Genomic DNA, 23,648 nt, shown 5'->3' on the forward strand with positions numbered 1-23,648 from the left:
GCTGTCCCCTTGTTTTCGGCTCTTGCCAGTGTTCTTGGCGCATGCAGCCCCATGATGCAAGCGCTTCATCGCCCGTACATTTCCCGGGCGCTAATCGCTGAGCGTGCCCAGTTCAGGCGTGGCGTCATGGGCGGCCTCGTCCGGCCAGTTGGTGCGCCAGATTTCCGCAGACCAATGGCCGCAATGTACCGCGGGCCGATCAAAGCCGGGCAGGGGGGCGACCAGAGGTGAAACCACCACGTCATGGCGGGGCACGGCAAAATAAGGAAACGAGTAACGTTCCTGTCCCGAGCGATTCACCACCCGATGCGGCGTAGATTTCAGCCTCCCGCCGGACCATAGTTCCAGCATGTCTCCGATATTGACGACAAATCCTCCCGGCGGGTAATCAGGGCTGATCCAGCCGCCGTTGCGGGTTTGCACTTCAAGTCCGCCGACGGGATCAGGGGCGATGATGGTCAGGGCATCGGTGTCCTTGTGGGGATGAATGCCATAGCCGCCCTCATCGGGGGCTTGAGGCGGATAGTGCAGCAGAGTCATGTTGGTCATGGGATCGCGGAAAGCGTCCCGCAATTGGCGCGCGGGCAGGCCCAGTCCTGTTTCCAATGCACCCAGCAAGGCATCTGCAACGCGGTCGAGTTGGGACCAGTAGTCAAGGATCATTCCGCGAGCGTCTGGCACCTGCGACGGCCAGACATTCGGGCCGTACAAGGCACAATCGTTGCGGATCGGCGCATCGCTGGCGACCTCATAGTGCAACTTGTAGCCTTCGTATTTGTCCGCCTTGCCAGACCCGTCATTTGGGGTGAAGAACCCCAGCGGGATGAACCCGCGATAATTGTCGCGGGTGATGGCCTGATCCCACTTGGCACCTTCTTCAACGTCAAAGATGGCCTGCACACAGACGCGCATGTTTTGAACCGTGTCAGTGGATATGTCAGTTCCAGTGATCGACAAAAAACCGATATCAGTGCAGGCGCTCATAACCTGCTGAACGGTCTGCTCATAATCCGCATGGGACGCATTAAACAGCGGGGCGATGTCGATAGTGGGAATGCGACCCATCAGTGAACCCTGACGCCTTGGCGGTCAAGTTCGGCATGAACCGGGGCTAGGTTCAGCCCATGCAAGTCCTGATTGCTTTTCAGCGACAGGGCGGCTGCAATTCCGGCCCCCTGACCCATGACTGCACAGCAGGACATATTGCGGGTGGCGGCATGGGCCACCTTGTCTGCCCCGTGCGACCGGCCTGCAACCAGCAGACCCTTAACGCCTTTCGGCAGCATCGAACGGTAGGGCACATGCATATACCGGCCCGTGGTCGGCAGGATCAGGATGCCATAGCCGTCGATGAATTCAGGATAGATGCCGATCGTATCCTCGAACCGACCCTGATGCCGGGCGTCGTACTCGGTCATATTGTAGATCGCATCGATCTTGCGGGTGTCGCGAATGCCGATGGTCATGCCGAAATTCCGCAGACGCGCGTTTTCGCAGCCGGGCATGAAACGGCGCAGCGCCTCGATGGCTAGCATTGACTGTCGACGGCCCTCGATCTCGCCACGGGTCAGGCTATCGGGATCGGTGCCGTCTATCCCGTCCATATGGATCAGGTTCATATAAGTCAGCTCACCCGTATCGTGGACCGCGCCCCAAGTGCCGGCGATGGTGTTCAGATGCGGTGGGATCAGACCCTGTTCGATGGCTTGCTGGAACGGTTTCTTGACGAAGGGTGAGAACATGTCGTCCTCTTTACCACTGGTTTCAATGTTCCACTCGCCACCGCCGCCCCAGTCCTTATAGGTCTGCGGGTCGGCCTTGACGCCCTCCATGAAGGCGCGCTTGTCGACGCCTGCCAGATGGAACATGACCGAAGCGGCCATCATATCCTCGCGCGCGGTCTTGTAGGTGGGCGCGCCTGCGCGATGGGCTACATCCGCGTCCCCGGTGGCGTCGATCACTACCTTGGCCAAAATCGCCTCACGCCCGGCTTTGGATTCGGTGATGACGCCGGTGATCCGGTCACCATCCATGATTGGAGCAACGAATTGACGGTGCAACATCGGATGCACCCCGGCCTCTTCGACCAGCTTGTCAGCAACCAGTTTGAACCCTTCGCTGTCCAACTCATAGCTGAGCGACTGGCTCTCTGGCACCGCTGCCCCCATGTCCCGGGCGCGGGTTTCAAATTCCAGACCAATGCCGCCTGCTTCGACGGTTTTCTCATGGCGGTACCAAGCAAATCCTTCGACTCCCACGGCGGTGATATTGCCACCCATGCAGCCAAAGCGGTCGACCAGAGACACTTCGGCCCCTGCGCGCGCTGCCGCCAAGGCAGCGGCTAGCCCCGCGGGGCCGGAGCCCACAACTAGAACGTCGGTTTTGTGAGCAACGGGAATTTGACGGGCGGGTTCCTGAATGGTTTGCATCGGCGCCTCATGGGTTTGCATTTTAGCCACCATTGAAAACCTTGGCTGGCGGGTCAATCAAAATTCCGACCGTCCCGAGGTCGCAAAATAACCAATGGCCGATTGCCCCCGGCGGGGCTTTGGAATAAGGACCTTTGAAGTCGAATTCTCACCCGTGAAGGTCATACAATGCGCCTCAGCCGTTACTTTCTGCCCGTTCTCAAGGAAAACCCGTCCGAGGCCCAGATCGTCAGCCACCGGCTGATGCTGCGCGCCGGGATGATCAAGCAAGCATCGGCCGGGATTTATTCCTGGCTGCCGCTGGGTTTCAAAGTTCTGCGTAAGTTGGAAAATATCATCCATGAAGAGCAGGCGCGCGCAGGCCATATCGCGATCCAGATGCCGATTATCCAATCGGCAGACCTGTGGCGTGAATCCGGGCGCTATGATGACTACGGTCAGGAAATGCTGCGTATGAAGGACCGGCATGACCGGGATATGCTGTTCACGCCCACGGCCGAAGAGCTGGTCACCGATATCTTCCGCGGCCACGTCAGCAGCTACAAGGACCTGCCGCTGACGTTGTACCAAATCCAGTGGAAGTTCCGTGACGAGATCCGCCCGCGCTTTGGCGTGATGCGGGGGCGCGAGTTCTACATGAAGGACGGGTATAATTTCGACCTGACCAAGGAAGACGCTCTGCACGCCTATAACCGTCATCTGGTTACCTATCTGCGCACCTATGAACGCATGGGCCTGCAGGCGATCCCGATGCGTGCGGACAGCGGCCCGATAGGCGGAGACAACACCCATGAATTCCTCGTGCTGGCCGAAACCGGTGAATCCGAGGTGTTCTATGACAGCGCCGTCACCGATCTGACCTTTGGTGATCGTCAAATCGACTATGACAGCCGAGAGCAATGTCAGGCCATTCTGGAAGAATTCACCTCTAAATACGCCCGTACCGATGAAACCCATGACGAGGCGCTGTTCAATCAGGTGCCCGAAGAGCGTCGCCGTGTGGCGCGTGGGATCGAAGTGGGCCAGATCTTCTACTTTGGAACCAAGTATTCCGAGGCGATGGGCGCGACTGTTCAAGGCCCCGATGGCAAGCCAACGCCGGTCCATATGGGCAGCCATGGCATTGGTGTCAGCCGCTTGATCGGTGCGATCATCGAAGCCAGCCATGACGACAAGGGCATCATCTGGCCCGAGGGCGTAACACCGTTCCATTGCGGTATCGTAAACCTCAAGCAGGGTGATGATGAGGCTGACGCCGCCTGCGACAAACTCTATGGCGCGCTGACCGCACTGGGTCTTGAGCCGCTGTATGATGACCGCAACGAACGGGCAGGGGGCAAGTTTGCCACCATGGACCTGATCGGGTTGCCGTGGCGTATCACCGTCGGGCCGCGGGGTCTGAAAAACGGCGTCGTTGAGCTGACCTGCCGCCGTACCGGTGAAAGCGAGGAGTTGAGCCCCGAAGCTGCCGTCACGAAAGTTGCCGAAATCTATGAGCAAATCGCCTGAACAGGATCATCGGCCGCTGATCTCGGTCGTCACCGTTACGCGGAACCTGATCGAAGCAGGGCGCGAGGTGCAAGTCCTCGCCGCCCTGGACAGCGTGCAGTCGCAAAAGCTCCGTGACATCGAGCATGTGATCTGGGACGGCCAATCCGATGACGGAACGCAGGACCTGCTGAAAGACACGATTCAGAAAATCTCGGAGTCGGGCGACCCCATTCCGGTGCGGTACTTCTGCGAGGCAGACAAAAGCCTGTATGACGCGATGAACCAGGCGGTTGATCGGTGTCGCGGCGAGTATGTCTTGTTTCTCAACTCGGACGATCTGATTGCAGACCCTGACAGCCTGTTGAGGGTGCAAAAAGCTATCGAGCCCGATAAGCCCGATTTTGTGTATGGTGAAACCGTCTTTTTCGATGATGAGGGCAACCGTCGTCATGCCCGTCGGCTAACCCCGAAATCCATCTTGCAGCGCTTACCATTCGGTCACAATGCGATGGTCCTGAAACGGGCGTTGTTTCAGGAATTGGGCGGTCACGACCTGCAATTCCGTATCGCCGCGGACTATGACATGGTTTTGCGAATGATCCTGTCTGGCCATTCCGGCCAGCGGTTGCAGGCCCCAATATCACTGTTTCGGATCGGTGGAGTATCAGCAGACACAGACGCTGCCGGGGCCGAAATGGCCGCATGTTGGCTGAAAAACTACAGTCAGTTCTGCGATCTGTCCGGGTACTCGGACGCGCAGCGCTTTGGTTGGTACAAGCAAGGCCATTTGCCGGTTCGGGTTTCAGGCGCCATTTTGCTGAAATCGCTATCGCAGCCCGCTATCGCGCGTGCCGCTCTTTACAGCCTGACAAAGACGTTACGTCGCAAGGCTCAGTTCTGGCGGTCTTTCTAGGTTCACTGCGGTTCCGGTCGTTCCGTCAGAATTTCACCATCCGCACTGTTGCCGCGTGCTACGACAATCGGACGGCCCAGACGTCTGACCAGATCTTTGTATTCGAACCCTAGAAAGCGTATCCCACAAACCCGTTGATCGGTCGTGCGATCCGTAATGCACAGCCGCCCCTGACGGAACGCCAATCGGTATCCTTTGTCTTTCAGGATATCGGTCAAATTTGCCCAGCTTGCCGCTGTATCGAATACAGGACGAATGACTGCGCGCAACAATGCTGCTGTTTCACAATCCAGTTCTGAAGATGCGTTTCGGACCAAAATCGGGTCCAACAATTCCTTATTACTCTTTACAAACATGAGCGACCCCCGCTCTTAAAATGGTATCCCCCTTACATCTAGGGTGACAAAGTTTTAAAAAATAAGCAAAAGGCGAAAGAATATTGCTTAATCAATGTTGCATTTTGAGTTCAGTAACTCACGCAACGGCCCTATTGACTTCATAGCTGAAACAATTGGGGGTTGTCTGTGAAGGGGGTCACAACCAAGGGTATAACTTGGGCCATTTCCATCTCCTTCCGCCAGAGCGGCCTTCCTGATACATAGAGTGATTCGCATTGGGCGATGTCAATAAAAGTCGCAGGATTGCCGATCCCGGGCGGGAAGCGCATAACCACCTTGACCATCCCTGCAAATGCCGAAAGGGTCGCGCAAACCAAAAAGCCCCGGAGCAGACATGGCCAAGACGCCCCCGCCCTTTGCCCCATTCGAATGGAAGATCGCTTGGCGATACCTGCGCGCACGCCGTGCCGAGGGCGGTGTCAGCGTGATGACCTGGATTTCACTGATCGGAATTACACTGGCGGTGTTTGCCCTGATCGCGACGCTGGCCGTTCGGTCGGGCTTCCGATCCGAGTTCGTGGGTACCATTCTGGGGGCCAATGCGCATGTCACTGTTTACTCGGCGGGTAATTTTGATGCGCAGGGTAACCTGGACCGCACCATCGCGGATTATGACGGAGTGGCTGAGCGCGTTGCGCAGGTGCCCGGCGTTGAACGCGCCGCGCCCTTGGTCAAAGGGCAGGTGCTGATTACCAATCGCGAGCGCAGCAGCGGGGTTGAGGTCTTTGGCATTCAGCCTGACGACCTGCTGGACCTGCCCGGCGTCGCCGAAAGCGAACAGGCGGTGGGGGATCTCTCCGAATTCCAGAATGGAGAGGACGTTATCGCCATCGGTTCGGGCGTGGCGCGCAGTATTGGGGCAACTGTGGGGGATACGGTCAAACTGACGTCCCCTAACGGGGTGAAGACGGCCTTTGGTACCTCACCTCGTGTAAATGCCTATCGGGTGGTCTATGTCTTCTCGGCCGGGCGCTATGATATCGACCGTACCCGCGTTTATATGCCGTTCGAACAGGCGCAGGGCTTTTTCAACCGCGAGGGCGTTGCGGATGAGATCGAGGTGATAGTTGACCGCCCTGAAGAACTGACACCGATCCTGATCCCTATTCTTGAGGCCGCCGGCGAACGAAGTCAGATCTGGACCTGGCAGGACGCCTCGGGCGGGTTCCTGCGCGCGTTAGAGGTCGAGGACAACGTGATGTTTATCATCCTGTCGATCCTCGTGTTGATTGCGGCGATGAATATCGTCTCGGGGTTGATCATGCTGGTGAAGAACAAGGGGCGCGATATCGGCATCCTGCGCACCATCGGTCTGAGCGAGGGGTCCGTACTGCGGGTGTTCTTCATCTGCGGTGCATTCACCGGTATCATAGGCACCGTGATGGGTGTTGTTCTGGGTTGCTTGTTCGCGATTTATATCGACCCGATCTTTTCGTTCGTGAACTACGTCATGGGTGGCGGTGTCTGGGACCCTTCCATTCGCGGCATCTATGCCCTGCCCGCCGAACTGCACCTGTCGGACGTGTTGAAGGCAATCGGCTTGTCGCTGGGCCTGTCCTTTTTCGTCACCTATTTCCCCGCCCGCCGCGCGGCGCGGCTGAATCCGGTTGAGGCGCTGCGCTATGAATGATGTGACATTGCGATTGAGCGGTCTGACCAAGACCTATCTGAAGGGCACACCGGGCGAGGTTCAGGTGCTGCGTGGGGCCGATCTGGAACTGCACGCGGGCGAAGCGGTGGCGCTGGTTGCACCATCCGGCGCGGGCAAGTCGACCCTTTTGCACATTGCCGGTTTGCTGGACACGCCGGATGACGGCTCGGTCGAGATTGCGGGTCAGAATTTCAAGGGTAAGGGCGACCGGACACGCACCGCATTGCGGCGTCAGGACGTCGGGTTCGTCTATCAGTTCCACCATCTGCTGCCCGAGTTCACGGCGCTGGAGAATATCACCTTGCCGCAACTGGCCAACGGGGTGTCCGAGGCGGCGGCACAAGCGCGGGCGAAGTCTTTGCTGGACCGCGTTGGTGTGGCACCGCGCGCTGATCACCGCCCGGCGGCGCTGTCAGGCGGTGAACAACAGCGGGTTGCTTTTTGCCGGGCGCTGGCCAACAAGCCGCGCGTTCTGCTGGCGGATGAGCCGACAGGAAATCTGGATCCCGAAACCTCGGATCAGGTGTTTGACGCGCTGATGGCACTGGTGCGGGACGAAGGGCTGTCGGCACTCATCGCCACGCATAACATGGAACTTGCCGCGCGGATGGACCGCAAGCTGCGGTTGGAGGGCGGTATACTCAGGCCAGTTGAGTGATCGCAACGCCCGCGGCCATCACGGCGATCCCACCTGCGCGTATCCATGTCAGCGGCGTGACTTGCGCGCCGAAAAGCCCGAAGTGGTCGATGGCTGCCGTGCTGATCAGTTGCCCGAGTAAAACGAAGAACACCGCATTACCGACACCGAAATGCGGTGCGACATGGGTGATGGATAGGACGTAAAAGGCGATCAGGACACCGGCCAATAGCAGGTGTTTCGGGGCCTGCGTGACTTTGGGCAGCGCGCCCGTGCCGGTAAATAAAACCATCACCAGCGCGGATGCTGCGAACGCGATGGCGAACAGGATGACGGCGGCGGTGGTCGGTGATCCGATCAGCTTTCCAAGCGCCGCGTTCAGAGCGGCAAGGATTGGAACGCCAATCCCGGCGGCCAGCATGATAACTGCATATTGTGTCATTGCCCGTACCCATCTGCTTCGTTGATCTGGATCATTGCGCCAAGCCGGCCCTCGGGCAAGCCTGTATATGTCAATCGTGACAGGAGGATGCGATGCCCAGACCCCTAATGACTGCCGTTTCGTTCGGAGTGCTTGTGACCGCTGCGCAGGTCGCGGCACAGGATGTGGATACCGGGGCCGAGCTGTATCAGCACTATTGTGCAACCTGCCACGGAATCGATGCGACCGGGCATGGGCCGATGGCGGGGATATTGGTCATTCAGCCGGTTGATCTGACCAAGCTGGCCGGAGAAGACGGTGTTTTCCCAACTGCGCGCGTCGTTGCGCGGATTGACGGGCGCGATCCGTTGGTCAGCCACGGCAGCCCGATGCCAGTCTATGGTCCTTATTTCGACGGGCAGGATACCTCGATGAAAACACCAGAGGGGCAGCCGATTCTGACCAGCCAGCCGATCGTGGATCTGATCGCCTATCTTGAAACATTGCAAGGCGGGTAACGTCTAGCGGCAAATGCCTTCGGTTTTTGCACCGCTCCAGGGGATGACGATATCGCGCTCACGCGGTTGGTTCGGCAGGGGTGAAATGTCGAAATGTGCGCCCAGCATGTCGTGCAAGCGTTGGGTGCGGGGGGCTTGAGGGTCCAGCGCCCGGCAGCAGACATATTCCTCGACAATCGCGCCTTGTTGTTCAAACCCGTAGGATAGGAAGTCGGACGAGGTTTCGATATCAAACAGATAGGGGTCCTTGTTGCCACCATGCTCGGCCGCTGCACGCAAAGGGTGATAGCCTGTGGTTTTCCGGTTCTGCCATTGCCACACATGTGTCAGCTCATGCGCCAGCAGCATTCCGGCGATTAGGTTCATCTGCTCGGGGAAGTCGGACATATAGTCCTCAAGATACCACTCACGCGTGAAATAGACCTTGTTGAACAGGGCTACGGCGGCGGGCTTTGCTGTGACGACCCCTTCGGTCGGGGCTGGCAATATGCGTTCACGGCAGGCCAGACGGGGCCGTTCCTTGCGGTAAAACGTGATTGGCGCGACCGGAGCCCCCTCGACTAGGCGCACCCGATCCAGATTCAGCGACTCGCCCTGAACAGCGGTGGCAAAAGCACGTTCCTGCTCGGTCAGCGGGCGACCGCAGGATGCAAGCAGAAGGAGAACCATCATCAAAATGCGGCAGGTCATGAAGTGAGCCTAGTGTGAAGCACCCGCACTGCAACCGGTTTTACAGGCTCATCGCCAAAACCCGGCTGATTTCCGTCAACGACCGCCCGGATTGGTCCATCCAGGTGTTGAATGCGTCTTGAACGGCAGCCATCGCCTTCTTGGAGCTTGGCGCTTTGTCGATCACGCCTTCAGCAATCAATCGGGCGGTGACGTCCCGCGACAGGATGAAACTGTCGCGCCCGGCAAATCGCATGGCGTATTGCGCCGAGGCCCCACCCAGACGCGACCCGCGCTTGCCTAGCATCGCCAGCAAGCCGACGTAATCAGCCGAGGGCCAGCCGCCCAGCACCTTTCCCACGCCACCTTCCTGACGCAGTTCCAACAGAAACGCGGCATTGTCGCGGACCGTGGCGATCTTGGTGCCGTTGCGGACAATGCGGGTGTCTTGCAGCAGGGCGTCGAACTTCTCATCATCCATAAAGGCGCAGCGGCCGACGTCAAAACCATCAAAGGCAGCTTCAAACCCATCCCATTTGTTTTCGATAACCTTCCAGTTGAACCCGGCTTGAAAGACGCATTTCGTGATGATCGAAAGCCAGCGATCATCGGGCAGGGCGGTTAACTCAGCCACGCTTTTAGGTTTGCTCAGCTTGACCCGCAACGCGTCGGGCCCACCGTGGCGATTGGCAGCCATGGTGTAGATCTCATCGAAATGGTGCATCGGTGTCCTCCGCAGGCAGGGTTGCCTGTTCATTGTCGGGTTGCAAGCGTTGAAACAATATCCCCAGAACATGCGCGGAAACCCCATGCGCCGCACCCGACTTGATTTCGGACAAGGATCATGCCGCGTTACGGACCTAAATAGCGGCCAACATTAACGGAGAATATCATGCTGGGTTGGGCCCTTTTCCTTGCCGCACTGATCACCTTTCTGCTGACCCACGCCATCCCCGCCCGACCCGTCGTGCGCGGGCGGTTGATCGACGTGATGGGACGCAGGGGGTATTTTACGGCGTATTCCGCGTTGTCCCTGCTAGTTTTGGGCTGGCTGATCGTCGCCGCAGCGCAAGCGCCCTATGTTGAAGTAATTCCACCGCTTCCCATCCTGCGTTGGGTGCCGCTGTTGACCATGCCAGTGGTGTGCTGGTTGGCCGTGGCAGGTTTGACAATCCAAAATCCGTTTTCTTTTGGCGGCCTGGGCCACCGTCGGTTCGACCCCGAAAACCCCGGTATCCTGCGCACCACGCGTCACCCGCTTCTTGCTGCCATGATGCTGTGGGCCTTGGCGCATCTTCTGGCGAATGGCAGCCTGTCGCATGTCATCCTGTTCGGCCTATTTGCTGGTTTTGCAGCGTGGGGCATGGCGCTGATCGATCAGCGCAAGGCGCGCGATATGGGGATCGAATGGGTGCGCCTGTCCCGCAATACGGCGCGGTTTTCCCTGCGCGCGCCGCAACCCTGGCCTGGCTTGGGGATCGCGCTGATTTCCTTGGCCGCATTTGTGGTTCTGCTTCACCTGCACGCGCCTGTGATCGGCCTTTCGCCCCTGCCATAACGCAAGGAGTGGCCGGACCGGGTCATGCGTGCTATCTGGAAAGTCACACTTTAGGACTATGAGGGTCTTTCAATGTATCTGGCCTATGTTACCACCACCGATCGCGGCGCGACCGACCGCCTGCTGAGCGCCGTTGCCGAACATCTTCTGGCCAACGATGCCCGTCTGGTCGGCGTGGTTCAAACTAACACCGAATGCGCCGACAGCAGCAAATGCGACATGGATGTCCGTGTGCTGCCAGACGGCGAGACCATCCGCATTTCGCAATCTCTGGGCGAGCATTCGCGCGGTTGTCGGCTGGACCCGGCTGCGTTGGAGCGGGCTGTGGGGTATGTCACCAACTCGCTTGAGGATGCGCCGCAGTTGCTGATCATCAACAAGTTCGGCAAGCATGAGGCTGACGGGCGCGGTTTTCGCCCGGTGATCGCCGAAGCGTTGACACTGGATATCCCCGTGCTGGTCGGCGTGAACGGATTGAACAAGGAAAAGTTTCAAGAGTTCACCGGCGGCGCGGCCGAGCAGCTGGAGCCGAACCTCGAAGCCATCTCTGCTTGGTTCGACCGGGTCAACGCGCAACGCGCGGCTGCGGCCTGAGTTAACCTCTCGTTGGGTAAACCTCTGTAGTCCTGACTTGTTTCGTTCCACCTGTGCTGCAATCTTCGATTTCGGAGGAGATTGCATATGTGGACCAACTGGGCCGGAAACCAGCGTACGCAGACGCCGATCAAACGCCCAACCTCGATTTCCGAGTTGCAGCAAGCCGTGGCGCAGTCAGGCACGCTGCGGGTTGTAGGCGCGGGTCATTCGTTCACACCCATCGTTGCCGGTGGGGATCGGATACTGGACTTGTCGGATCTCGACTTGCCAGTGGTCGGAGAAGTCGGGGAAGACAAGGTTTGGGTGAACGCAAATGCCCGGCTGCGCGACATGTCTCCGGCCTTGGCAGGGCAGGGAATGGCCTTTCGCAATCTCGGTGACATCAACACACAGTCTTTGGCCGGTGCAGTATCAACCGCCACACACGGCACCGGACGCTCGCTGCCCTGTCTGGCAGCGGAAATCACCGCCGCAAAACTGGTCAGCGCGGGTGGGGATATTCTGACAACCGACGACCTTCCGCTTGAGATGGCGCAAGTCACTTTGGGCATGTTGGGCATTTTGACCGAGGCCCAAATCTCGGTCGTGCCGAAATACAACCTGCGCCGAAGGGTACGATTGGCTGATCTGCAGGACTGCATCGCCAACATGCACCAGAACTGGGCACAGAACCGAAATTTCGAGTTCTTCTATATCCCTTTCACCGGTAAGGCCGTCGAGCTGCGCCATGAAATTTCAGACGCAGCCGAAAGCAGGGCACCACGTGATCTGGACATGATTGCCGTCAAAGTGCTGAAGCTGGCGCGCAATGTTGGTCGGCTCAGCAGTGGGCTACGCGATTTGCTGTTGCGACTACTGACCATGGCGCAATCGGACGAAGACTATGTGGGCGAAAGCTGGCGGGTACTGTGCAGTGACAGGCATATTCGGTTCAAAGAAATGGAATACCACCTGCCGCCCGACGTCGCCCAAGATGTTCTGCAAGAGGTCATTACCCGGCTGCATCGCGACCACAAGGATATCTATTTCCCAATTGAAGTCCGCCAAACTGCGGGCGACTCGGCCTGCCTATCCCCATTTCAGGGCGGGCCGCGCATTTCAATTGCGATACACACAGATGCGAACGAGGATCACCAACGGTACTTTGACGCCATTGAACCACTGTTTATCGAAGCTGGCGGACGACCGCATTGGGGCAAAATGCACAGCCTCGGCTATGCAGAACTATCCACCCTGTATCCTGATTTCGACGATTTCTGCGCGCTGCGGGAACAATTGGACCCGTCGGGCAAGCTCCTTACGCCCGCGCTTGCCAGGCTTTTTCGACCATGATGGACTATCTCCAAAACCTTTCTGAAACGCTGCGTGCGTATGGCGTGGACAAGCCGGTCGCGGTGGTTGATCTGGACAGGCTCGATGCAAATTGTGCCTTGGCGGTGGACAGGTCGGATGATGGGTTGGACCGTCGATTGGTCGCCAAATCCCTGCCTTGTTTGCCGCTGCTGGATCATATTCGGGGCCTGATCCAGACCTCGGGCCTGATGACGTTTTCCGAGCCCATGCTGTTGGTGCTGTTGAAGGCCGAGCCGAAAACCGACCATTTGATCGGCAAACCTCTCCCTGTCCGGTCGGCTGCGCGGGTTCTGAGCGAATGTCCGGATGCAGCCGCGCGTGTTCAATGGCTGATCGACTCGTCGGAACGGTTGCAATCCTATCTGGCCCTTGCGGCGGATCGTCAGCTAGCCCTGCGCCTGTCGCTTGAGGTTGATATCGGCCTGCATCGCGGAGGTTTTCAACCAGATCAAGTTGCGGGCATTGCGCAAGAAATTGCGACAAACCCTAATGCGCGGTTGTCCGGTGTTATGGGGTACGAGGCGCATCTGGCCAAACTGCCGCATTTCTTGGGCAAGCGTGCCTTTCGGGCCAGCGCGGATGCGTTCGATCACGCCGTTTCCAGCCTGCCGAATGAGGCCAAGGGGCTGTGCCTGAACACGGGTGGCAGTCTGACTTTTCAGTCCTACCGCACAACAGGTAAGACCACCGAGATCGCTTTTGGGTCGGTCCTCGTGAAACCCACAGATTTCGACCACAAAACGACACAGGGATTTCAACCCGCAGCGTTCATCGCGACTCCGGTTTTGAAAACCATGCCCGGTAATTCGCTGCCGGGATTGGATTTTCTGGCCCGGCGCAAAACCGATCTTGCGATTTTCGGGGGGTATTTCCGCGGTAAACCGGTATTTCCCAACGGCTTTGGCTATTCCTCCATTTTCGGACGTTCAACCAATCAGGAGGTCTGGACAGGCCCACCTGATGCGCCTGTCAAACCTGGCGACATCGCCCTGCTGCACCCAAGTCAGAGCGAAGCAGTGCTGAACCAGTTCGGGATCGTATTGGCAGTTAGGGGTGGTCAGGTGGTAGACGAATGGGAATGCCTGCCGAATTAACGGCCCCTTGCACTTTGTCACCATCAGAAGAAGATGGTGGGCGACCCTGGAATCGAACCAGGCGTGCGTCTCCGCGAGGGAGTTACAGTCCCCTGCCACACCTTGCGGCCTGTCGCCCACTGTCAGGCGTTGCACCTGACGTGGAGGCGTGATTACTAGCGCCTTAAAGGAGCGTCAACAGGAAAATACCGCTTTGACGCAGGAAACCGATTTCCCGGCCCGGAGGCCCAAGAAATGAAGAAACCCAAGTGGGTCGTTGAGAAAGAACAAGCCCGTAAAGCGGCTGCGTCCGAAACTGTCTGGCTGTTTGGCCTTCACGCTGTACGCGATGCGTTGATGAATCCGAAGCGGCAAAAACTGCGTTTGATCGTGACGCGAAATGCGCAGGACAAGCTGACAGAGGCCATTGATTTTGCAGGGATTGAGGCCGAAATGGTCGATCCGCGCAAATTCACCGCGCCGATTGATCCGGGGTCTGTCCATCAAGGCGCAGCGCTTGAGGTTAAACCGCTGGATTGGGGTGGGCTGGCCGAGAATTGCATCGGGCGCGAACATCCTCGCGTGATTCTGCTGGACCGGGTGACCGACCCGCATAACGTCGGGGCGATTCTGCGCTCAGCCGAGGTTTTGGGGGCCAGTGCGGTTATCGGCACGCGGCACCATTCGGCGCCGGAAACCGGGGCGCTGGCTAAAACCGCTAGCGGCGCGTTGGAACGTCAGCCGTATTTGCGGGTTCGCAATCTGGCCGACGCCATCGTCGAGCTTCAGAACATGGGATTTCTGGTTCTTGGTCTGGATGGTGAGGCCGAAGAAACCATTGAGACAGCGTTGGGTGGCAAACTTGATCAGCCGGTTGCGTTGGTATTGGGGGCCGAGGGGCCGGGCTTGCGGCAAAAAACCAAAGAAACAGTTGATCAACTGGTGAAAATCGACGCAGCGGGCGGGTTTGGGTCACTTAACGTCTCAAATGCTGCCGCAATTGCCCTATATGCCTCAAGGCACAGATAGACAGGAGAGTGCCATTCCCAGCCCGTCCAAAATCGCCACCTGTTGTTATTGCGGGACCCGCGCTGCGCTGGTTCTGAAAGGTCAGGACCGTCATGAGCTGAGCTGTTCCAGCTGCGGGGCGCCATTGCATAACCTCAAGATGATGCCCAAGCGTAAATTGTCCGAAAGCCAATCAAGGCGTGGTGCGGCAAAGCCGACTGCAAGCCACAAGAAAAAGAAGCAGAAAAAGAAAAAGAGTGTCTTCTCACACGTGTTGGATGAGGCATGGGATGTCATCGAAGACATCTTTGATTGATGTGGCGCCTGGGCGACACAGGTGATCACAAGCCCGTTAAGTGGGGTGTCACTTGGTCATAAAACTTGCATCTTGAGACCCTGATGACCTTGTTCCGATTTCTGTGATGTTGACCCGACGTTTTCTTCTGGGCGCGATTGCCGCCGCTTTGATCACTCCTGCCGCAACAGCGCAGGAGATACCTGTCTTCTACGTGACCGATGGCACCGCGATGTCCGGGTATGACGTGGTGTCGTATTTCAATGGCGATGCTCCGGTTCATGGTCAGCCGAAATACGCCGTTGTCTGGAAAGGGGCCCAGTGGCACTTTGCAACCGCTGAGAACCGTGACGCGTTTGAACGTGATCCACGTGCCTTTGCCCCTCAATTCGGTGGATATTGCGCCTATGCCATGGCGCATGGATCGCTTGTTAGCACCGATCCCAAGGCATGGCAGGTCGTGGACGGTCGGCTGTATCTGACCCACTCACCCGAAATCGAAGCGATGTGGCGTGAAGCCAGGACGGAATATATCCGTATGGCCGAGGCGCATTGGCCTGTAATTCTTTACGAGCAATAGGCGGGTTTTCGCTTTTCGTGATCTGTCATCACAAAAATGCGCACCCCCTCTTTTTTTCTCTCAATTTATGCCTAAATGTCACAGTGACCGCGGAACGGAACTGCCGCGGGTCATTTCACTGTCCCTCGTTCCAACAACTGGCGCTCAGGTTCAACCTGGGCGCTTTTTTCTTTGGTAAGGACGGCATAGGGTGCGCAGATGGCCGACTATTCCGATAAGCACCTAAAAGAGATTCTTCAGCGCACCAAAGTTGTCGCTGTTGTGGGTGTGTCAATGAACCCGGTACGCCCCAGTTATTATGTGGCACGATATCTTTCCTTGAAGGGCTTTACGGTCATTCCGGTCAATCCGGGCCACGCAGGCAAAGAGCTGTTTGGTCAGACCGTCAGGGCAACGTTGTCCGAGATTTCTGAGCCCGTGGATATGGTCGACATTTTCCGCCGGTCCGAAGCTGTGCCACCTATTGTGGATGAGGCATTGGATGCCTTCCCGAACCTGCGCACCGTCTGGATGCAGATCGGAGTTGAAAACGCTGATGCTGCCGCCAAGGCACAGGCGCGCGGGGTGGATGTGGTGATGAACCGTTGCCCCAAGATCGAATATCAGCGCCTGTTTGGTGAGTTGCGCATGGGCGGATTTGCCACTGGTGTCATCTCGTCTAAAATCTAGCCGCCGGTATAGGGCAAGAGATCGCCGTATTGTTCCACGCGGCGCTTCTCCAAAACGACGTCGCGTGGCACCCATTCGTATTTTGTGTCTTCGATCAGCGGCGACCAAAACAGCACGCCGCCATAGCGCCACGGATCCAACACCACACCGTCATACATCGTTTCCCCTCTGCGGCTGATGATGGCCGTGCTGTGATCGATTCTGAACGGGTTGTCGGCGTTGGCGATGGCGCGGTGCAGGTCAAGCGTCTGGAAGTTTTCCTGCTTCAGGCGGCGCTCGATATCTTCGGCCCAGTGCCAGCACAGCCCGCGCGGGCGCAGACCCTTGTTGACCTTGGCGTTGTGGATCAACGGAGGGTCGGTGATTTCGTATTCCTGCACCAATTGCGCCGTATAGGAATAGGCAATGCGCGCGGCGCGGTCAGCCTCTTCCGGGGCGATATCGGGGCCGAGGCTGCGTATTTCGCTGGCCAGCCGTTGAACTTCATCTCCGGTCGAAGGGGGAGGGGACGCGCATGCCCCCAACGTCAGAAGGGCCAGCACCAAGGCCAAAGCTTTGATCATCTGCGTGCCCTTCGATCTGCAAAGCATGAAACACGATGATAAAGGGTTGAGCGGTATGACGAAACCCTGCCGATTACCCCTTGGGGCGCGCGGATTTTTCGGCGATGCCGCTGGTGCCCTGACGACGTTCCAATTCCGCCAGCACATCATCCAGTGCCACATCCCGCGCAGCCAGCATGACAAGCAGATGATAGAGCACATCCGCCGCCTCTGCCGTAAGCGCGGCCTTGTTGTCCTTGACGGCCTCGATAATGGCTTCGACGGCCTCTTCGCCGAATTTTTCGGCGCATTTCTCGGGCCCTTTTGCCAGTAGCTTGGCGGTCCAACTGGAGTCAGGATCAGCTCCTTTACGGGCCTCAATGGTGGCGGCCAGGTCGTGCAGAATGCTCATGTTAGCCTCATCGGAATACCTGCAGCGGCCATGTGTTCCTTAGCCTCGCGGATAGTGTATTCGCCGAAATGAAAGATCGAGGCGGCAAGAACTGCGCTGGCCCCGCCTTCGGTCACACCTTCGACCAGGTGGTCAAGGTTTCCAACCCCGCCCGAAGCGATCACTGGTACGTCCACCGCGTCGGAAATGGCGCGGGTCAGGGGCAGGTTGAACCCGGCCTTGGTGCCGTCGCGGTCCATTGACGTCAGCAGGATTTCCCCGGCACCTTTGGCGACGACGGTTTTGGCGAATTCCACCGCGTCAATGCCGGTGGGTTTGCGGCCGCCGTGGGTGAAAATCTCCCACTTGCCGGGGCTGACGGTCTTGGCGTCGATGGCACAGACAATGCACTGGCTGCCGAACTGATCAGCCGATTCCGCAATCACATCGGGGTTTGCCACGGCGGCCGAGTTGAAACTGACCTTGTCCGCACCAGCCAGCAACAGAGCGCGCACGTCATCTTTAGTACGCACACCGCCACCCACGGTGAGGGGCACAAAGCACTGCTCGGCGGTGCGTTGTACCACGTCAAACATTGTACCGCGGTTTTCATGGGTGGCGTGGATGTCCAGAAAGCAGATCTCATCTGCGCCGGCGGCGTCGTAGGCCTTGGCCGATTCAACCGGGTCACCAGCATCACGCAGGCCAACGAAATTCACGCCCTTGACCACACGGCCATCAGCGACATCCAGACAGGGAATGATGCGGGTTTTCAGCATGTCGGCATCCTTTGTTGCCGCACCTCTACCTACAAAGCCCCGCCGATGCCAGTGCTGAACAGCCTGACTGTGGCGGGGCACAGGTTGCGTTATGTGCAATCAGTTTGTGTGCAGTATCTTGAGGGCCGACAGAAGGTTCGCCTTGTCATCCGTCCACGGAACCTGACCGTCGGTGACCAAAGGCTCCCACTTGCCGGTATCGATGAACGATTCGATGCGATTTTTGTCTCGGCTCAGGATGACGACATGCGTGTCAGACGCGCCGGTTTTTTCTTCTTCCTCGGTGGCATCGTCCATTTGAAGTGCTGCGTGCAGGTTCAGCGTTGCTGCGGCTCGCGCCAGTTGCGGTGAAAGATCGTAATACTGGTTCGAGATATGGAAGACCAACGTGCCATCCTGATCCAGATGGTTCAGATAGACCTCGATTGCCTCCTGCGTGATCAGGTGGAGCGGTATCGCGTCTGAACTGTAGGCGTCCAGCACCATGATATCAAAGTCGAACTTTTGATATTCCAGAACGATCCGGGCGTCGCCCAGATGGGTGGTCGTGTCCGGTGCACATGTGGACATATACGTGAATAGTTCAGGGTCGCGTGCAATGCGATCAACGGTTTGGTCGATCTCAAAGAAATCCCACGTCTGATGCGGTTGCCCATAGCAAGCCAACGCACCGGTCCCAAGGCCGACAATTGCGACATTGTCCGAGTTCTGGCCGTATTCCGATGTCAGGATTTCGGCCATTGGCCCGTTCGGATGATAATACGAGGATCCGACCGGCCGCGTACTAGGCGGTGTTTGCCTTTGCCAGCCGTGTACGGTGGTTCCGTTCTTGTAGACCCGGAACTCTTTGAAATCATAGACGGCGTGGGTTCCGAAAAAGCTGCGATCGCGGAAATAGACCTGAGTCTTCGAGATCAGGTTCGGTGCCAAAACGATCAGCAGAACTGTCGCCAATCGGGTCGGGGCATTTCTAAAGGCCAGTAGCACTGCGGCAACAAGTGAGGACGCCACCAAGATACCAAGTGTGCGAGAGTCGAACACGAGGCTGAAGCGCAGTGCGCCTGTCACGAACAACAGCGGAATCGACGCAATGATTCCAATGGCAACGTGACGGATACTAAAAGTACCTGCGTGCAGCAGAAACAGTCCACCGGTCGCAATGAGTGTCAGGGCGAATTCGATCTCGCGGTCAAAGAAGACCGGCGCAATGATCGAGTTGAACAGGCCTCCACAAGCCCCTCCAACCGAAAGCGCCAGATAGAAGACGGTCAGATGCTCGGCTGGTGGCCGAAGTTCATACAGAAGCCTATGCGCAAACAGGGCGACCAGAAAGAGGATCGGAACATACAGCATCATCAACGCCAAGGCCTTGTGCGTCGGTGCAACCTTGGACAGCAGGACCACGGCGATTGCCAGCGCGATCAAAACCGGAACTTTCAGACTATCCAGGGTGACTCGACGCCATTTGGTAAAAGCGAGAATGAAGGTCAGGATATATGTCGCCAGTGGCAGAACCCAGATTAGCGGGATGGCACCAAGATCGATGCTGAGCTTGGTTGTTGTGGCCAGCATCAGGGATGACGGAATGAATGCAATGAACACCCAAGTGGAAATTGTCTTGATGCTCAGGGCGCTGCCTGTCGTTTGCGGTTCATGTACGGCGACAGGTTCGGTTCCACCACGAAGGGCAAACACACCACTGACGGCCATAAGAATACCAAACACGACAAATCCGACGGACCAGAACAGGCTGATGTCTTGCGCACCAAAGAATGGATCGGCCATCAGTGGGAACGCCAACAGGGCCAGCAGCGATCCAACATTGCTGGCTGCGTACAGAAAATATGGATCGTTGGCCGATGGACCGCCAGAGCGCGAATACCATGCCTGAAGAAGCGGGGCATTTGCGGACAGCACTGCAAATGGAACGCCTACCCCTGCCGCAAACAGAATCAGCGTTTGAAGGGCAATAGATTGCGAAGAATCGAATCTCCAGCCTTCTTGCGTGGCCAAGGGTAAAAAGCTGAGGGCGATCAGCCAAAGGGCCAGATGTGTAACAAGTTGCCAACGCAGGCTAAACCACCGGGTCAGGATATGGGCGTACAGATATCCCATTATCAACATAAGTTGGAAAAACAGCATAGCTGTTGTCCAAACCGCCGGTGCACCGCCGATTTTGGGCAAGACGAGTTTTGCGAAAAGCGGTTGAACAAAAAACAAAAGGCTAGCGCTGACAAAAATTGTCGCGCAAAAACTGATGACCGGAGCATAATAGCGCCAATTTTCAGTCGGTTGAGATACGTTTGAAACGGACACAATGAAACTCCGGCATTAGATTGCGGTTCAGCCCTAGCGACGGAATAAGACTATTTTGCGGCTGATATGTGCAAACTCTTACCGGAAACGTGGAATTGTTCACGATTTGTCATCGGTCGCGGCGGACCCATTGAAACCCATTTAATTCGCAACCGGCAAAGCCTCGCCGATGCCGGAGATGTGATTGCCACCCGGTTCAAAACTGTGAACACTGCGCCCAAATTCATCAGGAGATCAAAGAGATGCGTAAACTTTTTTTGACAGCCGCTTTTGTATTTGGGGGGACCGTCGCAGCGATGGCAGACGATATCATCAAGGTAAACACAGCTAAATCCGTACCCGAGGTAATGGATGCACTTGAAGCCGCCGTTGGCAATGCAGGCGCGACCGTATTTGCGCGCGTCGATCACGCGGCTGGTGCGGAAAAGGTCGGGCTGAGTATCCCAGCCAATCAGGTGCTGATCTTCGGCAACCCGGCGCTGGGAACGCCCGCGATGCAGATCGACCCGCGGGCGGGATTGTTCCTGCCACTGAAAGTTCAAGCCTATGAGGATGAAAACGGTCAGGTTTGGCTGGCTTATGAAGACCCGAAAGAGACCATGGATGAGCTTGACGCCGTCGAGAATTCTCCGGTCATCGAAAAGATGCGCGGTGCGTTGGCCAAACTGACTTCGGTCGCGGCTCAATAACATCAGGAATGCGCCAGCTGCACTTCTTGCTGGCGCATTTGGGCCCGCTCTAGTTGCTCAGGGTGGCCAGGGCCTCTTTCAGATTGAGGGCTCCGTCATAGAGCGCCCGACCAGAAATCGCCCCGTTCAATTCGACGCCGCAATCGCGCAGGGCGATGAGATCATCCAGCGAACTGACACCTCCCGAGGCAATGACCGGGATTGAGACGGCGCGGGCCAGATCGGCGGTTGCTTCAATATTCGGGCCCTGCATCGCGCCATCGCGGTTGATGTCTGTGTATATGATGGCTGCGACGCCTGCATCCTCGAAACTGCGGGCCAGATCGGTGACCTGAACGTCGGTCTCTTCGGCCCAGCCCTTGGTGGCGACCATACCGTTCCGCGCGTCAATGCCCACAGCGACCTTGCCGGGGAATGCCTTTGCTGCTTCACGCACCAGATCGGGGTTTTCCACTGCAACCGTACCCAGAATTACGCGAGCGAGGCCTTTTTCGATCCAGGTTTCGATTGTGGTCATGTCGCGAATGCCGCCACCCAACTGCGCGGGCACGTTGCAGGCTTTCAGAATGGCCTCGACCGGCGCGGCATTGATCGGCTCACCGGCAAAAGCGCCGTTCAGATCGACTAGATGCAGCCACTCGCACCCGGCCTCGACAAAGGCGCGGGCTTGCGCGGCCGGATCGTCATTGAACACGGTGGCCTTGTCCATTTCACCGCGCAGCAGGCGCACGGCCTGGCCGTCTTTGAGGTCAATGGCGGGGTAGAGGATCATGTCGGGCGGCCCTATATCTTGGTCAGTCGCGCGGGATATCGCACAGTCAGGGCAGGGGATGCAACGCGACGCAAAGTCATTCTTGCCCGAAGCCGGTCGCCGGGCCAGAGTGATCGCAACACAGGGAGAGCATTATGAAGAAATTTCTACTTGCAGCAGGTTTAGCCACCATGGCGACCACCGCCTTTGCGGCTGACCCGGTTGATGGGCTGTGGAAGACCCAGCCGGGGGATACGGGCGGCTATCTGCATGTAACCATTGCGGAATGTGGCAGTGCGATTTGTGGCACAATTGACAGCGCCTTCGACGGTGATGGCAACCAGCAGTTGGAATATGAAAACCTGGGCAAACAGATCATCTGGGATATGGTGCCCGAGGGGGATGGTCAGTACGACAGCGGAAAAATCTGGGCGCCAGACCGCGACAAGACCTACAACTCGAAAATGACACTGGACAGTCAGAATGAGCTGACTGTCAAAGGCTGTGTTGCTGGTGGTCTGGTCTGCCGTGGGCAGACCTGGACGCGGGTTCAGTAACCGTTCAGGGCATCCAGGTCAGGAAGTTTCCGATCATGCGTAGGCCCACGTCCTGGCTTTTCTCGGGGTGGAACTGCATGCCAACCATTGTGTCGCGGCCAATCACGGCCGTGACCTCTTGGCCATAGTCCACAAAAGCCAACCGCTCTGCCGGGTCTGTTACCCGAAAATGGTAGGAGTGGACGAAATAGACATGATCACCTGTTTTGACGCCACTGAACACTGGGTGATCGCTTTCCAGCACCAGATCGTTCCAACCCATATGGGGCACCTTCAGCGCATCGTCCGAGGGTTCGATCCGCAGCACATCACCGGCCACCCAATCCAGGCCGTCGGTCTCGGTGTATTCATGACCTTTTGAGGCCATCAGCTGCATCCCGACGCAGATGCCAAGAAACGGGCGGCCTTTTTGTTCCACCGCCTCGACCATCGCGTCATAGATGCCCTTGTGGCCGCGCAGTTCAGACGCGCAGGCTGGAAAGGCGCCGTCACCGGGCAGAACCAGACGGTCGGCCCGCGCCACAACATCCGCGTCCGAGGTCACTACGACCTGACCGGCATCCATTTCGCGCGCCATGCGCTGAAACGCCTTTTCGGCCGAGTGCAGGTTGCCGCTTTCGTAGTCGATAATGGCCGTGAGCATTTACAGCGCGCCCTTTGTCGACGGAATCGCATCGGCCTTGCGCGGGTCAGTCTCAACCGCCAGACGCAGGGCGCGGGCGACGGCTTTGAACGCGGCCTCGGCAATGTGGTGGCTGTTGAAGCCGTGCAACTGGTCGATGTGCAACGTGATGCCGCCATGGGTGCTGAGCGCCTGAAAGAACTCGCGTACCAGTTCGGTGTCGAACGCGCCGATCTTGGGCGTCGGCAGGTCCACGTTCCAGATCAGGAACGGACGGCCCGACAGATCCAGCGCACACCGCACCTGGGCGTCATCCATGGGCAGGTGGCATTCGCCATAGCGGCGGATACCTTTCTTGTCGCCTAGGGCCTGGGTCAACGCCTGACCCAGCGCGATGCCGGTATCCTCGACCGTGTGGTGGTCGTCGATGTGATAATCACCCTTGGCGCGGATCGTCATGTCGATCAGCGAATGGCGCGCCAGCTGGTCCAGCATATGATCGAAGAAACCGACGCCGGTCTGGTTGTCATAGGTGCCGGTGCCGTCCAGATTGACCTCGACCGATATTTCGGTCTCGGCGGTTTGACGGCTGATCTTTGCGCTGCGCATGGGCGAATTCCTTTTGCTACAGGCGCGCTTATAGACGGGGATGGCCCGCCTTATCCAGACCAAGCGTGGCATTCACCGCAAACTGTTGCAGGGGATTGCGCCCGGTCGCGGCCCATGCCAGCCTGCAGGAAA

At 57.8% G+C, this 23,648-nt stretch carries 28 protein-coding genes and 1 tRNA gene; 15 read left to right on the forward strand and 14 right to left on the reverse strand.

The features are described 5' to 3' along the window. Window positions 1-90 precede the first annotated feature (90 nt). Both ACR3EP_RS01340 and ACR3EP_RS01345 read right to left on the reverse strand, forming a co-directional pair. Window positions 91-1,065, reverse strand: a complete 975-nt coding sequence (locus ACR3EP_RS01340; RefSeq protein ID WP_480635940.1) for an isopenicillin N synthase family dioxygenase — start codon at window positions 1,063-1,065, stop codon at window positions 91-93. Then, entirely contained in the window at window positions 1,065-2,429 is a 1,365-nt protein-coding gene (locus ACR3EP_RS01345; protein ID WP_480638985.1) for an FAD-dependent oxidoreductase, read from the reverse strand. The genes ACR3EP_RS01340 and ACR3EP_RS01345 overlap by 1 nt, the downstream gene beginning before the upstream one ends. Window positions 2,430-2,597: 168 nt before the next feature. Here ACR3EP_RS01345 and proS point away from each other — a divergent pair, with 168 nt between their 5' ends. Both proS and ACR3EP_RS01355 read left to right on the forward strand, forming a co-directional pair. Then, the gene (gene proS / locus ACR3EP_RS01350) at window positions 2,598-3,938 is read left to right on the forward strand and encodes a proline--tRNA ligase (protein WP_425081027.1); all 1,341 of its coding nucleotides are present in this window, start codon (window positions 2,598-2,600) and stop codon (window positions 3,936-3,938) included. Continuing rightward, a complete protein-coding gene (locus ACR3EP_RS01355; protein WP_480635941.1) occupies window positions 3,922-4,833 on the forward strand; it encodes a glycosyltransferase family 2 protein in 912 nt (303 codons plus the stop codon). The genes proS and ACR3EP_RS01355 overlap by 17 nt, the downstream gene beginning before the upstream one ends. Window positions 4,834-4,835: 2 nt before the next feature. Here the strand turns inward: ACR3EP_RS01355 and ACR3EP_RS01360 are convergent, their stop codons facing one another. Next, window positions 4,836-5,189, reverse strand: coding sequence for a hypothetical protein (locus ACR3EP_RS01360; protein ID WP_480635943.1), 354 nt, complete (start codon window positions 5,187-5,189; stop codon window positions 4,836-4,838). 376 nt (window positions 5,190-5,565) lie between these two features. Between ACR3EP_RS01360 and ACR3EP_RS01365 the strand changes: the two genes are divergently transcribed. After that, the gene (locus tag ACR3EP_RS01365; RefSeq protein ID WP_480635945.1) at window positions 5,566-6,861 is read left to right on the forward strand and encodes a lipoprotein-releasing ABC transporter permease subunit; all 1,296 of its coding nucleotides are present in this window, start codon (window positions 5,566-5,568) and stop codon (window positions 6,859-6,861) included. Beyond that, window positions 6,854-7,540 (forward strand): ABC transporter ATP-binding protein, encoded by a 687-nt coding sequence (locus ACR3EP_RS01370; RefSeq protein ID WP_480635947.1) that lies wholly within the window; start codon window positions 6,854-6,856, stop codon window positions 7,538-7,540. Before ACR3EP_RS01365 ends, ACR3EP_RS01370 begins: the two co-directional genes overlap by 8 nt. Here the strand turns inward: ACR3EP_RS01370 and ACR3EP_RS01375 are convergent. After that, the gene (locus ACR3EP_RS01375; protein ID WP_170360332.1) at window positions 7,524-7,961 is read right to left on the reverse strand and encodes a DMT family transporter; all 438 of its coding nucleotides are present in this window, start codon (window positions 7,959-7,961) and stop codon (window positions 7,524-7,526) included. The genes ACR3EP_RS01370 and ACR3EP_RS01375 overlap by 17 nt on opposite strands. A gap of 92 nt (window positions 7,962-8,053) precedes the next feature. Between ACR3EP_RS01375 and ACR3EP_RS01380 the strand changes: the two genes are divergently transcribed. After that, window positions 8,054-8,458, forward strand: a complete 405-nt coding sequence (locus ACR3EP_RS01380; RefSeq protein ID WP_170348001.1) for a c-type cytochrome — start codon at window positions 8,054-8,056, stop codon at window positions 8,456-8,458. Between the two features lie 3 nt (window positions 8,459-8,461). On the opposite strand, the gene ACR3EP_RS01385 is transcribed toward ACR3EP_RS01380, so the two are convergent. Then, window positions 8,462-9,148 (reverse strand): hypothetical protein, encoded by a 687-nt coding sequence (locus tag ACR3EP_RS01385; RefSeq protein ID WP_170548032.1) that lies wholly within the window; start codon window positions 9,146-9,148, stop codon window positions 8,462-8,464. A gap of 40 nt (window positions 9,149-9,188) precedes the next feature. Further along, window positions 9,189-9,851, reverse strand: a complete 663-nt coding sequence (locus ACR3EP_RS01390) for a DNA-3-methyladenine glycosylase I (protein WP_480635950.1) — start codon at window positions 9,849-9,851, stop codon at window positions 9,189-9,191. A gap of 168 nt (window positions 9,852-10,019) precedes the next feature. On the opposite strand from ACR3EP_RS01390, the gene ACR3EP_RS01395 reads away from it, so the two are divergent. The 4 genes from ACR3EP_RS01395 to ACR3EP_RS01410 all read left to right on the forward strand — a co-directional run bounded on the left by ACR3EP_RS01395 (window position 10,020) and on the right by ACR3EP_RS01410 (window position 13,729). Then, window positions 10,020-10,685 (forward strand): NnrU family protein, encoded by a 666-nt coding sequence (locus ACR3EP_RS01395; protein WP_170374468.1) that lies wholly within the window; start codon window positions 10,020-10,022, stop codon window positions 10,683-10,685. A 72-nt stretch (window positions 10,686-10,757) separates the two neighbouring features. Beyond that, window positions 10,758-11,279, forward strand: a complete 522-nt coding sequence (locus ACR3EP_RS01400) for a DUF2478 domain-containing protein (RefSeq protein ID WP_170374471.1) — start codon at window positions 10,758-10,760, stop codon at window positions 11,277-11,279. A gap of 87 nt (window positions 11,280-11,366) precedes the next feature. Further along, window positions 11,367-12,614 (forward strand): D-arabinono-1,4-lactone oxidase, encoded by a 1,248-nt coding sequence (locus ACR3EP_RS01405; RefSeq protein ID WP_480635952.1) that lies wholly within the window; start codon window positions 11,367-11,369, stop codon window positions 12,612-12,614. Then, on the forward strand, window positions 12,611-13,729 hold the full coding sequence (locus ACR3EP_RS01410) for an alanine racemase (protein WP_480635954.1): 1,119 nt from the start codon (window positions 12,611-12,613) through the stop codon (window positions 13,727-13,729). Before ACR3EP_RS01405 ends, ACR3EP_RS01410 begins: the two co-directional genes overlap by 4 nt. 34 nt (window positions 13,730-13,763) lie before the next feature. On the opposite strand, the gene ACR3EP_RS01415 is transcribed toward ACR3EP_RS01410, so the two are convergent. Then, window positions 13,764-13,847, reverse strand: a tRNA-Tyr gene (locus ACR3EP_RS01415). 116 nt (window positions 13,848-13,963) lie between these two features. Here ACR3EP_RS01415 and rlmB point away from each other — a divergent pair. The 4 genes from rlmB (at window position 13,964) to ACR3EP_RS01435 (ending at window position 16,260) form a co-directional block, all read left to right on the forward strand. Next, complete coding sequence (rlmB, locus tag ACR3EP_RS01420) at window positions 13,964-14,737, forward strand: 23S rRNA (guanosine(2251)-2'-O)-methyltransferase RlmB (protein ID WP_170374477.1); 774 nt, start codon at window positions 13,964-13,966, stop codon at window positions 14,735-14,737. Next, window positions 14,718-15,032, forward strand: a complete 315-nt coding sequence (locus ACR3EP_RS01425; protein WP_174821525.1) for a hypothetical protein — start codon at window positions 14,718-14,720, stop codon at window positions 15,030-15,032. The genes rlmB and ACR3EP_RS01425 overlap by 20 nt, the downstream gene beginning before the upstream one ends. A gap of 106 nt (window positions 15,033-15,138) precedes the next feature. Beyond that, window positions 15,139-15,591, forward strand: a complete 453-nt coding sequence (locus tag ACR3EP_RS01430; RefSeq protein ID WP_170360318.1) for a YHS domain-containing (seleno)protein — start codon at window positions 15,139-15,141, stop codon at window positions 15,589-15,591. A gap of 198 nt (window positions 15,592-15,789) precedes the next feature. Beyond that, window positions 15,790-16,260, forward strand: a complete 471-nt coding sequence (locus ACR3EP_RS01435; protein ID WP_170504682.1) for a CoA-binding protein — start codon at window positions 15,790-15,792, stop codon at window positions 16,258-16,260. On the opposite strand, the gene ACR3EP_RS01440 is transcribed toward ACR3EP_RS01435, so the two are convergent. From ACR3EP_RS01440 to ACR3EP_RS01455, 4 genes are all read right to left on the reverse strand, one after another. Further along, on the reverse strand, window positions 16,257-16,823 hold the full coding sequence (locus ACR3EP_RS01440) for a hypothetical protein (protein ID WP_480635957.1): 567 nt from the start codon (window positions 16,821-16,823) through the stop codon (window positions 16,257-16,259). The genes ACR3EP_RS01435 and ACR3EP_RS01440 overlap by 4 nt on opposite strands. Window positions 16,824-16,896: 73 nt before the next feature. After that, window positions 16,897-17,214: a phosphoribosyl-ATP diphosphatase gene (locus ACR3EP_RS01445; RefSeq protein ID WP_170360315.1), complete on the reverse strand. Its 318-nt coding sequence runs from the start codon at window positions 17,212-17,214 to the stop codon at window positions 16,897-16,899. Next, on the reverse strand, window positions 17,211-17,972 hold the full coding sequence (gene hisF, locus ACR3EP_RS01450) for an imidazole glycerol phosphate synthase subunit HisF (RefSeq protein WP_117872606.1): 762 nt from the start codon (window positions 17,970-17,972) through the stop codon (window positions 17,211-17,213). The genes ACR3EP_RS01445 and hisF overlap by 4 nt, the downstream gene beginning before the upstream one ends. Before the next feature lie 99 nt (window positions 17,973-18,071). Beyond that, on the reverse strand, window positions 18,072-20,114 hold the full coding sequence (locus ACR3EP_RS01455; RefSeq protein WP_480635959.1) for a fused MFS/spermidine synthase: 2,043 nt from the start codon (window positions 20,112-20,114) through the stop codon (window positions 18,072-18,074). Between the two features lie 416 nt (window positions 20,115-20,530). Here ACR3EP_RS01455 and ACR3EP_RS01460 point away from each other — a divergent pair, with 416 nt between their 5' ends. Next, on the forward strand, window positions 20,531-20,977 hold the full coding sequence (locus ACR3EP_RS01460; RefSeq protein WP_480635961.1) for a DUF302 domain-containing protein: 447 nt from the start codon (window positions 20,531-20,533) through the stop codon (window positions 20,975-20,977). Window positions 20,978-21,026: 49 nt separating this feature from the next. On the opposite strand, the gene hisA is transcribed toward ACR3EP_RS01460, so the two are convergent. Then, window positions 21,027-21,749 (reverse strand): 1-(5-phosphoribosyl)-5-[(5-phosphoribosylamino)methylideneamino]imidazole-4-carboxamide isomerase, encoded by a 723-nt coding sequence (hisA, locus tag ACR3EP_RS01465; protein WP_480635963.1) that lies wholly within the window; start codon window positions 21,747-21,749, stop codon window positions 21,027-21,029. A 134-nt stretch (window positions 21,750-21,883) separates the two neighbouring features. Here hisA and ACR3EP_RS01470 point away from each other — a divergent pair, with 134 nt between their 5' ends. Continuing rightward, window positions 21,884-22,285 carry a DUF2147 domain-containing protein gene (locus ACR3EP_RS01470; RefSeq protein ID WP_480635965.1) on the forward strand — a complete coding sequence of 134 codons (402 nt, stop codon included), beginning with the start codon at window positions 21,884-21,886 and terminating at the stop codon, window positions 22,283-22,285. Window positions 22,286-22,289: 4 nt separating this feature from the next. Here the strand turns inward: ACR3EP_RS01470 and hisH are convergent, their stop codons facing one another. Next, window positions 22,290-22,928, reverse strand: coding sequence for an imidazole glycerol phosphate synthase subunit HisH (gene hisH, locus ACR3EP_RS01475; RefSeq protein WP_480635967.1), 639 nt, complete (start codon window positions 22,926-22,928; stop codon window positions 22,290-22,292). Further along, window positions 22,929-23,516: an imidazoleglycerol-phosphate dehydratase HisB gene (hisB, locus tag ACR3EP_RS01480; RefSeq protein ID WP_170348018.1), complete on the reverse strand. Its 588-nt coding sequence runs from the start codon at window positions 23,514-23,516 to the stop codon at window positions 22,929-22,931. Window positions 23,517-23,648: the final 132 nt, after the last annotated feature.

The sequence above is a fragment of the Ruegeria sp. BB10 genome (assembly GCF_056535725.1).

Coding starts and splice junctions, on each gene's coding strand:
- ACR3EP_RS01370 (WP_480635947.1), top strand. CDS start 6,854: ATGAATGATGTGACATTGCGATTGAGCGGTCTGACCAAGACCTATCTG.
- hisA (WP_480635963.1), bottom strand. CDS start 21,749: ATGATCCTCTACCCCGCCATTGACCTCAAAGACGGCCAGGCCGTGCGC.
- ACR3EP_RS01440 (WP_480635957.1), bottom strand. CDS start 16,823: ATGATCAAAGCTTTGGCCTTGGTGCTGGCCCTTCTGACGTTGGGGGCA.
- ACR3EP_RS01445 (WP_170360315.1), bottom strand. CDS start 17,214: ATGAGCATTCTGCACGACCTGGCCGCCACCATTGAGGCCCGTAAAGGA.
- ACR3EP_RS01470 (WP_480635965.1), top strand. CDS start 21,884: ATGAAGAAATTTCTACTTGCAGCAGGTTTAGCCACCATGGCGACCACC.
- hisH (WP_480635967.1), bottom strand. CDS start 22,928: ATGCTCACGGCCATTATCGACTACGAAAGCGGCAACCTGCACTCGGCC.
- ACR3EP_RS01435 (WP_170504682.1), top strand. CDS start 15,790: ATGGCCGACTATTCCGATAAGCACCTAAAAGAGATTCTTCAGCGCACC.
- hisF (WP_117872606.1), bottom strand. CDS start 17,972: ATGCTGAAAACCCGCATCATTCCCTGTCTGGATGTCGCTGATGGCCGT.
- ACR3EP_RS01345 (WP_480638985.1), bottom strand. CDS start 2,429: ATGCAAACCATTCAGGAACCCGCCCGTCAAATTCCCGTTGCTCACAAA.
- ACR3EP_RS01455 (WP_480635959.1), bottom strand. CDS start 20,114: ATGCTGTTTTTCCAACTTATGTTGATAATGGGATATCTGTACGCCCAT.
- proS (WP_425081027.1), top strand. CDS start 2,598: ATGCGCCTCAGCCGTTACTTTCTGCCCGTTCTCAAGGAAAACCCGTCC.
- ACR3EP_RS01380 (WP_170348001.1), top strand. CDS start 8,054: ATGCCCAGACCCCTAATGACTGCCGTTTCGTTCGGAGTGCTTGTGACC.
- ACR3EP_RS01340 (WP_480635940.1), bottom strand. CDS start 1,065: ATGGGTCGCATTCCCACTATCGACATCGCCCCGCTGTTTAATGCGTCC.
- rlmB (WP_170374477.1), top strand. CDS start 13,964: ATGAAGAAACCCAAGTGGGTCGTTGAGAAAGAACAAGCCCGTAAAGCG.
- ACR3EP_RS01360 (WP_480635943.1), bottom strand. CDS start 5,189: ATGTTTGTAAAGAGTAATAAGGAATTGTTGGACCCGATTTTGGTCCGA.
- hisB (WP_170348018.1), bottom strand. CDS start 23,516: ATGCGCAGCGCAAAGATCAGCCGTCAAACCGCCGAGACCGAAATATCG.
- ACR3EP_RS01430 (WP_170360318.1), top strand. CDS start 15,139: ATGTTGACCCGACGTTTTCTTCTGGGCGCGATTGCCGCCGCTTTGATC.
- ACR3EP_RS01410 (WP_480635954.1), top strand. CDS start 12,611: ATGATGGACTATCTCCAAAACCTTTCTGAAACGCTGCGTGCGTATGGC.
- ACR3EP_RS01405 (WP_480635952.1), top strand. CDS start 11,367: ATGTGGACCAACTGGGCCGGAAACCAGCGTACGCAGACGCCGATCAAA.
- ACR3EP_RS01355 (WP_480635941.1), top strand. CDS start 3,922: ATGAGCAAATCGCCTGAACAGGATCATCGGCCGCTGATCTCGGTCGTC.
- ACR3EP_RS01395 (WP_170374468.1), top strand. CDS start 10,020: ATGCTGGGTTGGGCCCTTTTCCTTGCCGCACTGATCACCTTTCTGCTG.
- ACR3EP_RS01400 (WP_170374471.1), top strand. CDS start 10,758: ATGTATCTGGCCTATGTTACCACCACCGATCGCGGCGCGACCGACCGC.
- ACR3EP_RS01375 (WP_170360332.1), bottom strand. CDS start 7,961: ATGACACAATATGCAGTTATCATGCTGGCCGCCGGGATTGGCGTTCCA.
- ACR3EP_RS01385 (WP_170548032.1), bottom strand. CDS start 9,148: ATGACCTGCCGCATTTTGATGATGGTTCTCCTTCTGCTTGCATCCTGC.
- ACR3EP_RS01390 (WP_480635950.1), bottom strand. CDS start 9,851: ATGCACCATTTCGATGAGATCTACACCATGGCTGCCAATCGCCACGGT.
- ACR3EP_RS01460 (WP_480635961.1), top strand. CDS start 20,531: ATGCGTAAACTTTTTTTGACAGCCGCTTTTGTATTTGGGGGGACCGTC.
- ACR3EP_RS01425 (WP_174821525.1), top strand. CDS start 14,718: ATGCCTCAAGGCACAGATAGACAGGAGAGTGCCATTCCCAGCCCGTCC.
- ACR3EP_RS01365 (WP_480635945.1), top strand. CDS start 5,566: ATGGCCAAGACGCCCCCGCCCTTTGCCCCATTCGAATGGAAGATCGCT.